Origin of the sequence: Bacillus cereus group sp. BfR-BA-01310, from assembly GCF_022664325.1 — a bacterium.
Classification (GTDB): domain Bacteria; phylum Bacillota; class Bacilli; order Bacillales; family Bacillaceae_G; genus Bacillus_A; species Bacillus_A paramycoides.
Genome location: NZ_JAKUHD010000029.1, coordinates 26,363 through 35,945 on the forward strand (window position 1 = coordinate 26,363; position 9,583 = coordinate 35,945).

The window sequence follows — 9,583 nt, forward strand, 5'->3', positions numbered from 1 at the left end:
ATCATCCATGAAAACGTTCCCTTTTTTAAATATCATAAAAAGGAAAAAACAAATATGGGTACAACTGTGCACAAGGAAATCTCGCATATGAAACAAATGGCGTAGAAACTACTGGGCCATCCAATCATCAATTTATAGTTAGACAATTATGATTCAAGAAGACGATTTCCTAAATTACAAAAGGAGAGAAATATCACTATGTCTACAATAAATTCAGATGTAAGCATGAAGAAAACTCAGGAATATAGTGCCAATAAAGCAGTACCTGTTACCTTACTGTTATTTCTATTATGTTTGGTAATTGACAATTCATTTAAGATTATTTCTGTTGATATAGCAAAGGATTTTCAAATTTCAGCGACAACAGTTAGCTGGCAAGCAACATTAGCTGGCCTTGTGATTGGAATTGGGGCTGTCGTTTACGCGGCTTTAGCGGATTCTGTTAGTATTAGAAAACTTCTTAGTATTGGGATTATTTTAATCTGTGCCGGTTCAGTCATGGGATATATTTTTCAACACTCGTTTTTACTAGTTGTTGTCTCACGAATTATCCAAACTGCTGGTTTAGCATCAGCTGAAACGTTATATGTCATATTTGTCACAAAGCATTTACCTATAGAGGAACAAAAGAAATATTTAGGATTTAGTACAAGTAGTTTTGCTCTTTCACAGCTTATCGGTGCATTAACTGGAGGTTATGTTTCAACATATTTCCATTGGACAAACCTATTTTTACTATCTTTAGTAACACTTTTCACTCTTCCTTTTATTTTAAAATATTTTCCTAAGGAAGAAGCGAAAAATAGTAATGTAGATGTATTAGGATTATTTCTAGTTGGAATTATTTCAGCGTCCCTACTACTATATATTACAGACTTCAATTGGCTTTACCTGATCTTATTTATTTTTGTAATTACCTTGTTCCTTACATATATCAGTAAGAAATCAACAGCTTTTATTGGCATCTCATTCTTCCAAAATAAGCAGTTTATCTCATTACTTGGCGTTGCGTTTATCATTTACTCTGTACAACTAGCATATATTTTCCTATTTCCATTCTTGCTTGAAAAGATTTATGGTTTGAAGCTAGATACAATTTCACTTTTATTGATTCCAGGTTATATAGCAGCGACTATAGTTGGGGCTCTTTCTGGAAAAATTGCAAAGGTTATGGGAAGCAAGCAATGTATTACACTCGCTATGTGTATCATTATGATCAGCTTACTATTAGGTGGATTCTTTATCAAAACTTCTGTTGTTGTATTCGTAATATCTATGGTTTTATTTTCCAGTTCTTTTGCATTCTTGTATGCACCATTACTTAATTCTTGCATTTGTACAATCGAGAAAGAAAAAACAGGAACAGCAATCGGATTTTATAACTTAACACTGAATGTCGCGATGTCAATCGGAATTGCCTACACAGCTGCGATGATGGACCATTCCGCAATGAAAAAAAGCTTCCTAGGAATGATAAACAATGCGGATGCTTCGATGTTTAGTAATATCCTATTCATTCTCGTACTGATTGTCTTTTTCAGCTTATCTCTGTACTGGGTATTAGTAGGACGAAAAGCGACAAAGTAGGTTTATAAAAAACTTTAAATGATTTATATTGGAACCCTAAGATTAGGGTTCTTTTTTATAGTAACATTTTGGATTTGTTTTGAATAAACCTTCACATGTATTATGTAAGGAGATTATCTCAGGGATTATTTACAAATAGTAGGTGGGGAATATTTGACGCTTACCTTGCAACATGTCTGCTCTTTCTTTTCCCTATTCTTCTTTACTTGCATTCCTTTTGCGCTTTTCTTTCCTTACCTCTACAACTTGCAACATGTTTGCTCTTTTTTTCCTATTCTTCTTTACTTGCATTCCTTTTGCACTTTTCTTTCCTTACCTCTACAACTTGCAACATGTTTGCTCTTTTTTTCCCTATTCTTCTTTACTTGCATTCCTTTTGTGCTTTTCTTTCCTTACCTCTACAACTTGCAACATGTTTGCTCTTTCTTTTCCCTATTCCTCTTTACTTGCATTCCTTTTGCGCTTTTCTTTCCTTATCTCTACAACTTGCAACATGTTTGCGGTATCCTTACCCTATTTCGTCCAACTTGCAACAGTATAATTTTTTCTCAACCTAATACAATACACAAAAAATTGTTCTATTTTATAATTTTCAAGTGATTTTTTTATACTTATAGCAAGTTATTCAAATAAAATGCAACATGTTTGCGGTATCCTTACCCTAACTTTTTTGCCATTTTCAAGCTAATCCCTTATATATCAAGGAATTAAATGCTTTTTACTTATTCATGTACATATAACTCAACTTGCAACACGTTTGCGGTATCCTCACCCTTATTTTTCACATAAGATGCAACACTGTTTGCGGTATCCTCACCCTATTGTAATTCATAAAAGCCTAATTAAGCCTATCATATCAGCGATAATTGGTATATTTCATGATTTGTAATTGTACTTCTTAACTTGCAACACGTTTGCGGTATCCTTACCCTAACTTTTTTGTCATTTTCAATCTCCTCCCTTATATATCAAGGGAAGAGATGTTTTTTCACTTATTTTTATACATATATTTCAACTTGCAACACGTTTGCGGTATCCTTAACACAAAAAAAAACAATAAAATTCTCATATCCCTTGATACGCCTAGCTTTATAAGCTGTTGCAAGTTGCTATTTTTCTTCTTAAAGGAGCACCTTTCATCATTTTTCGTTTTGCTATAATCAAAATTGGTATATTTTATAGTATTTTGGCATACATTTCGAATTTTGCAGAACGGAGGTGAAAAAGATGGGGAAATCATTTATTATTCAAAATCAGCGTAGTTTAAATGGAAAGACAACAAACGCAGTTTTAGTAACACTAAAATCTTGGCAAAAATTTGTGGAAACATTTGAGGAGAAATACTACAGCTATAAAGATACATATTTAGAAGATATTCTGCAGCACATGACATACGAAGAACGTATTGCGGATGTAGAAGGCTTTGTAGAACAAGCTAAACCATCTTTTTCACGTCGAGAAAAGTCTGCACTTACAGAGAAAACAGGAAGAAAACATAAATTATATGGAATTACGAATGCAGATCTTGAAGTATTCTTATATCTACATAAAAAATGCTTTACAAATGGTGTCATTCCAAATGTAACAATACATATGATGTGGGAAGATTACAAGCAATATAAAGAAGAATTTGCTTATATCCAGCACTCCCAATTCTATATTGCTTTGAAAAAATTAAACTTACATAACATTATTTCCATTGAAAATGGAGTTGATGGCCGTTATACAATTAAGCTCACTCATTTTATGAATGAGGAAACAGAAAAGGCAAATCCTTACGTATATATTAGTCCTGTTGTATTTACAAAGGCGTTCTTTAAGTTATCTGTAGCAGCTAAGAAACTATTCTTAGACATCGCTATGCAGCAACATACAGAAACAACTTTAAAGCGTTCTTTGGACAAGCAGGATGAAAGAGGAAACAAAACTCACTTTGGTGGAATGTATCGTTTCTTACATAAAAAATATCCGCACCAGATCCATGTGGTTATCGAAGAATTAACAACTGCATTACCATGTACGGGAAATCCCCTATTTAAAATTTGTAAAATGCAAAAAGGTGTAAAGCATACCAAACGATATACAACATTATATCTATCTATCCATTCGGACTTCTTATGTACGAAAGAATCTGGAGAAGAACAACATAGGGATCCATTTACACCAAAAGCTACATATGCTCGTAAAGCGAAATTCATTGAATCCGTCCTACAAGAAATGAATATCGGTGAACTGTCTGCAGACATCAATAAATTCATTCATGTTTTAAAGCATACTTGTCATCGTCAAATTCGCAGTGTAATTCGTGGACTTCGCGACATGGTTGATCGAAAAGAAGGATATCCAACGAAAATTGTATATACATTGAAAAAACTATTGCATCAAACATCTCAATATCAAATTCTTGATACAGCAGCAAAAGAAGGTATCTACCCTCTTATTGCGCAACATATACCAAAAGAGAGAAATAGTGACCGTGAACAAGCTGTCTTTAATTTTGGTCTACATTATTCCATGTACTCTCTTCACAACATTAAGAAGATGTTTAAAAATGTGTATGCACTACTGAAACAAAAGTTTGCGGTACCAGTGACGGAAGAATCTTATCACCGTAATTATCTAAAATACCAGGAAGAAACGTTATTTAGAAAATATGCATATGATCAGGGAGTGAATCTCCATGCATATATCGCTTTAGAAATTGAAATGCGTGAAAAATTAAAAGTTCGTGGCCATAAAGAACGCACAATTCCAAGTGATGTACGTGAATGGTTTATCGAAGCAATTGATAAGCTGCCACAAGAAAAACTTCGTGTTATTGAGCTACCAAAACAGTTTAATTTACTAGCGTTTATGCGTACCTTCGAACGCTTAGTACGTGCTGGTGTAACAATAACAGCTCCAGATCAGGTGCTAACCGTAATGGAAATAAAAAAATAGCAACAAGCTCTCTATTTTTGAAAAAATCGAAAGTGGAGGGCTATTCGTGTTTGTTTCATCAACCCCCCTTTTCTACTACTCTATTTATAAATACCAAATCAAAAGGACTTCATGTAAAATGGAGTCTTTTTTTATACATTTCTATACAAATCCTCTTCTACCTATAGAAGAATCTCCACACTACACATTGAATATTCTTCACCTGTAGTAAAACATCCGATTTTATATCTACAAAAAATCAAAAGGATATTTATATAAATAGTGGATATGAGGACAAATATGATCAAATGTGAATAATATTTTCCCAATCCCCTTGAGAATACTAGTGTCGTTGAATTCATCTAATAAAAATCATCAATAATAATGTGAGTTATGTGTAAATACTGAGTAATGTTAACAAATATCTGCATTATCTGAACAAATTGTGGATAATTGAACGCTAAATACTGCTCCATCTACCAAAATAAAGAAAATAAGCCCTATTTACATGGTTGAATAAATATAATGTGATTTGTATCAATTTCTTTCCGATTTCATGTAGAAACATATAATTTTCTTTCTGCTTTTTTGTAGAATTGAAAGTCTAATAATCATTGAGTCTACGTGGACATTTTCTTCTATTTATGATTTTTTACGTTCTAACATCAAATTTTCCCTTGTGCGAGTAAGTTTTCCCCCTATTTTTGATAACCTATAAAAGTTTTATCTTTATTTCTTTTTAATATATAAGATATATATTTATAATAGATTTTACTATTACTAGTATGCTTGTTAATAAGATATCAAACATAATTAAAAATATTTGTTAATTCAGTTATAATAATGGTAATTAAATGTATCATTACCCACATACAAAAGGACAAACCTACGTATCCCTACCAGGGCGAGGCTTGTTCTTTTTTCATTTTAGTAAACAATTAATATTGGGAGGATTAAACATGGCTGTACTAAAAGATACAACTTATATAGAAATGGATATGTATAACAAGATTAGATTTTTCAAAGGGATTTTTGGGGATTAGTTTTTGTAGTTTTTTTTGAGTATTATGATAGCCTTATTCATTTGGCTTTGTAAATAATAATCAACATATCAAAAATGCAAAGGATTGTTTGTCCGTTTGTGTTTTTGATATGCCAGCAACCGTGCGTAGCAAAGGGCGGTAGATTCTCATTACATACATAAAAAGAGGCTATGCATTTAGTATTGATCTACAAAAGAATAGCCTCCACTTTTTACTTACTATCCCTTTTCGTTTTAGAATTTAAATTTTCGGATTAATATGACAATAATTTATGATAAGGTGTATATAACGATAAAATAAAAAGGATGATAAGCATGCAAAAGAGACCAGAAGCAAATGAATATAACCCGTATTATTCAACGTACATAAACTTAATACCAGATGGAGATATCATACATATTCTAAAGCAAGAAATGAAGGAAACGAATCTTTTATTGAAGGATATTTCTGATAGTGAGGGACATTTTCGATATGCTCCTAATAAATGGAGTATAAAAGAAGTAATCGGTCATATTGCGGATACTGAACGTATTATGACATATCGATTGCTTTCTATAGCAAGAGGCGAGACAGCAGAACTTCCTGGATATAACGATGATATGTATGTTCTTAGGGCAGCTTTTGATAAGCAATCTATGCAAGATCTTCTTGAGAATTTAACTGCTGTTCGTCAGTCTACTGTTCATTTGCTTAAAAGTTTAGATAAAGAAGCTTGGTTACAAAGGGGAATTGCGAACAATTCTGAAGTCACGGTTCGTGCATTAGCAAACATTATTGTTGGTCATGAGCTTCATCATCGCCAAATTATAAAAGAACGTTATTTGGGTTCTAATGCATATCCAGCATGTTAAAATATGAAAATAAAAAGAGAATGATTCGTAAAAAAAATTCCGAATCATTCTCTTTTTTTCTGCGTATCAGTGGAACTATAAATGGTTTTTTCAAGGTCTATTCCTTCTCGTTGATGCAAATAGGGGTCACCATACATGCCCATCAAGCTAAGGTTGGGTATTGGGGGTTGTGTAGCAATGGAACCAAATCACGCAATAAGCATTAGCGGATATTAGAAATAACAAAAATGCCACTTTTTCATGTTAAAATGAGGTGATTTTTAATTTTAAAATCGATATTGGGAAGTGTTTCAAACAAATAAAGAAGATAATAATAGGGACTTAAATGGTTCTCTTTTGCGACTAGCTGGTCTTCAGCCTACTTTCTGTTATAAATTAGGTGATTATAATGAACGAGACAATTAGCCTAGAAGAAACATTAGAAGCCTTTTCTAATTACTTAACTGAAAAAGGTCGAAAGCATTCTACGATACAACGTTATTCATACGATATTAAGGATTTTTATAAATGGGTAGAAGTAAATGAGATACTTTTTCATATCAAATCGTGGAGTGAACTATCTCAAGAAGATTATCAGGGGTATTTTTCTGAGTTAGAAAACAAGCGTAAATATTCCCAGAAAACAAGGCACAGAATATGGGTGGTTTTAAAGAAATTGCACATGTTTTTAGGGATAGATAGTCCATTAGATGATATCCGCCTCTCCTTAATTCCTGATCAATCACTAAGTGATAATGATTTTATTACCGAAGCGGAAGAAAAACTTTTAAAACAAATTATACTCTTAACAAAGGGATTAACAGAAAGATAAGCTAAATATCGCCCTCTAATTATGGATAGAAACGCTTGTATAATAAATTTAGTAGTAAACTATGGGTTATCCTTGCAAGAGCTTGTATCGCTTAATATGAGCCATATACAGTTTGCTAGAAATACCTTAGTTGTTCCTGGAGAAAACGGCATAAATAGATCTATATCATTATCAGAGGATGATATGAAGCAGCTCTACAAATACTATAAAACTATTCCGGAACCTGTAAGACCTAGACAGTATACAGATAATCCTTTGTTTATAGCATTTGACTTTAATCGTGGAACATATCGATGGGTATATGAAAAGGATGCGCCAAAGGCTTTGTCCGTAGTTTCTATACAAAAGATGATACGACTTGAAGTGAAACGAGCGGAGTTAAATAGGCGTATTTCTGCCCAGCAGATGAGGAACACATTTATTCTCCGTCTTATTAAGCAAGGAATAAATGAAGATGAATTGGTAAGTAGAATGGGATTCAAAACTAAGATATCCCTAAAAAGATATTTCTAATATTTACAACAAGTTCAACTCAAGCACGTTCAAAACAATACAACAGATTAAAGACACATGAATATTAACAGTAAAGATATTAAATTAAATATATATAAAGACAATTAGTTATTGAAATATAAAGCCTGTATCAATGATTACCAAGTAATCATTGATACAGGCTATTTTTTAAAGCATTTGTCATGTTCAACTAACCTATGCGTTAGTTGAACAACGAATATATGTTTATTTTTCAAACGAAAGTCCCTTCACTTTAAGTGAATTTCAATCGAATCCTCGGGATATACCGAGTGTTTTTGTAAATAATATGATTGTTAAATCAATAAATAAAGGAGGACTTTTATGCTACAGAATCAGCAAGGTAAAGAAAATTTGGGTTCTAATATGAAACAAAAATTTGCGGGAACTGATGCACAAAAAGTAAAACAAGAAATTCAAAAAGATGTTAGCCAAGGACAAGGAGCAATGACCTCCCGAGAGGCAGGAGCAATGCGCGATTAAAAACCACTCTAAGTGGTTTTTTATTTTTCTACTTGTAAATTAAACACTTTACAACGATCATTTTGATTTGATGGTTTAGATAATAACTGTATTAGATAACCTGCTGAATTCACATAAATAACTGTATAGAGATAAAAGTTACGTTTTGGGGTACTTTAAAACCTTAGCTTGATGGCGATGTGCCGTGTCCCTATGTCCTTTTGCACGCATCTTGGCGGAGCATATTGAAATAAATAAGATGGATTATTTGATTAAAGTGTTACTTTAGGTATATATACTATAATATAGACAGAGTAACATGCATAGAAAGGAACGATGAAATATGCCAAAGCAACAAATTGGAGTAGTTGGTGTGGGCGTTATGGGAAAAAGCCTCGCACTTAACTTTGAGAGTAAAGGGTATTCTGTTGCCCTATATGATATTTCGAAGGAAAAAGTAAATGAAATCATTGAGGAAAACCGTGGTAAAAACTTAGTTGGTACTCATATGGTTGAAGAGTTTGTTAGCTCACTTGAATCACCTAGAAAGATTTTATTAATGGTTAATGCAGGAGAAATTACAGATAAGGCGATTGATTCTCTGCTTCCTCATCTTGATAAAGGTGATATTTTAATTGATGGCGGTAATACATACTTTGTCGATACAATTCGCCGAAACAAACGTCTTGCCGAAGAAGGAATCAATTTCATCGGTGCAGGTGTGTCAGGCGGAGAAGAGGGTGCATTGAAGGGACCGTCTATTATGCCGGGCGGACAGAAGGATGCATACGAAAAAGTGAAGAATATGCTTGAAAATATCTCTGCAAAAGTGAATGACGAGCCTTGCTGTTCTTATATCGGACCTAATGGGGCAGGCCACTATGTAAAGATGGTTCACAACGGTATTGAGTATGGAGATATGCAATTAATTTGTGAAGCGTATTTCTTCTTGAAACAAACACTTGATTTGACTGCAGAAGAGTTTCATGAAATATTTGCTGAATGGAATAAGGGCGAACTGAACAGCTATCTAATTGAGATTACAGCAGACATCTTCACGAAGAAAGATGAAGAAACTGGCAAGCCATTAGTGGATGTTATTCTTGATACTGCGGGACAAAAGGGTACAGGGAAATGGACAAGCCAAAGCGCACTTGATTTAGGTATATCTCTCCCTATTATCACGGAATCTGTATTTGCGCGTTGTATTTCTGCTTTAAAAGAAGAGCGTGTGAACGCAAGCAAAGTTTTATCTGGACCTAAAGATAAAGCAGCACTTGGAATTGACAAAGCCGAATTAATTGAAGCAGTGCGCCAAGCTTTATATATGAGTAAAATTTGTTCTTATGCACAAGGATTCACGCAATTGAAGGCAGCTT

General features: G+C 33.3%; 5 protein-coding genes and 1 pseudogene. All 6 read left to right on the forward strand.

Annotated features, from left to right (window positions below):
* Positions 1-198: 198 nt before the first annotated feature.
* A complete protein-coding gene (locus MR109_RS26550) occupies positions 199-1,587 on the forward strand; it encodes an MFS transporter (protein WP_242274470.1) in 1,389 nt (462 codons plus the stop codon).
* A gap of 1,227 nt (positions 1,588-2,814) precedes the next feature.
* Entirely contained in the window at positions 2,815-4,527 is a 1,713-nt protein-coding gene (locus MR109_RS26555; RefSeq protein WP_242274471.1) for a hypothetical protein, read from the forward strand.
* A 1,336-nt stretch (positions 4,528-5,863) separates the two neighbouring features.
* Positions 5,864-6,400 (forward strand): DinB family protein, encoded by a 537-nt coding sequence (locus MR109_RS26560; RefSeq protein ID WP_071721294.1) that lies wholly within the window; start codon positions 5,864-5,866, stop codon positions 6,398-6,400.
* Between the two features lie 388 nt (positions 6,401-6,788).
* Positions 6,789-7,724: pseudogene (locus MR109_RS26565) on the forward strand (tyrosine-type recombinase/integrase).
* A 342-nt stretch (positions 7,725-8,066) separates the two neighbouring features.
* Positions 8,067-8,225, forward strand: a complete 159-nt coding sequence (locus MR109_RS26570) for a hypothetical protein (protein WP_002175013.1) — start codon at positions 8,067-8,069, stop codon at positions 8,223-8,225.
* Between the two features lie 322 nt (positions 8,226-8,547).
* Positions 8,548-9,583, forward strand: a 1,036-nt coding sequence (gndA, locus tag MR109_RS26575) for an NADP-dependent phosphogluconate dehydrogenase (RefSeq protein ID WP_242274472.1), incomplete at its 3' end; no start/stop codon positions are given.

What these genes read in the sequence shown, in the direction of transcription:
- MR109_RS26550 (WP_242274470.1), top strand. Translation starts at nt 199, where the DNA reads ATGTCTACAATAAATTCAGATGTAAGCATGAAGAAAACTCAGGAATAT.
- MR109_RS26555 (WP_242274471.1), top strand. Translation starts at nt 2,815, where the DNA reads ATGGGGAAATCATTTATTATTCAAAATCAGCGTAGTTTAAATGGAAAG.
- MR109_RS26560 (WP_071721294.1), top strand. Translation starts at nt 5,864, where the DNA reads ATGCAAAAGAGACCAGAAGCAAATGAATATAACCCGTATTATTCAACG.
- MR109_RS26570 (WP_002175013.1), top strand. Translation starts at nt 8,067, where the DNA reads ATGCTACAGAATCAGCAAGGTAAAGAAAATTTGGGTTCTAATATGAAA.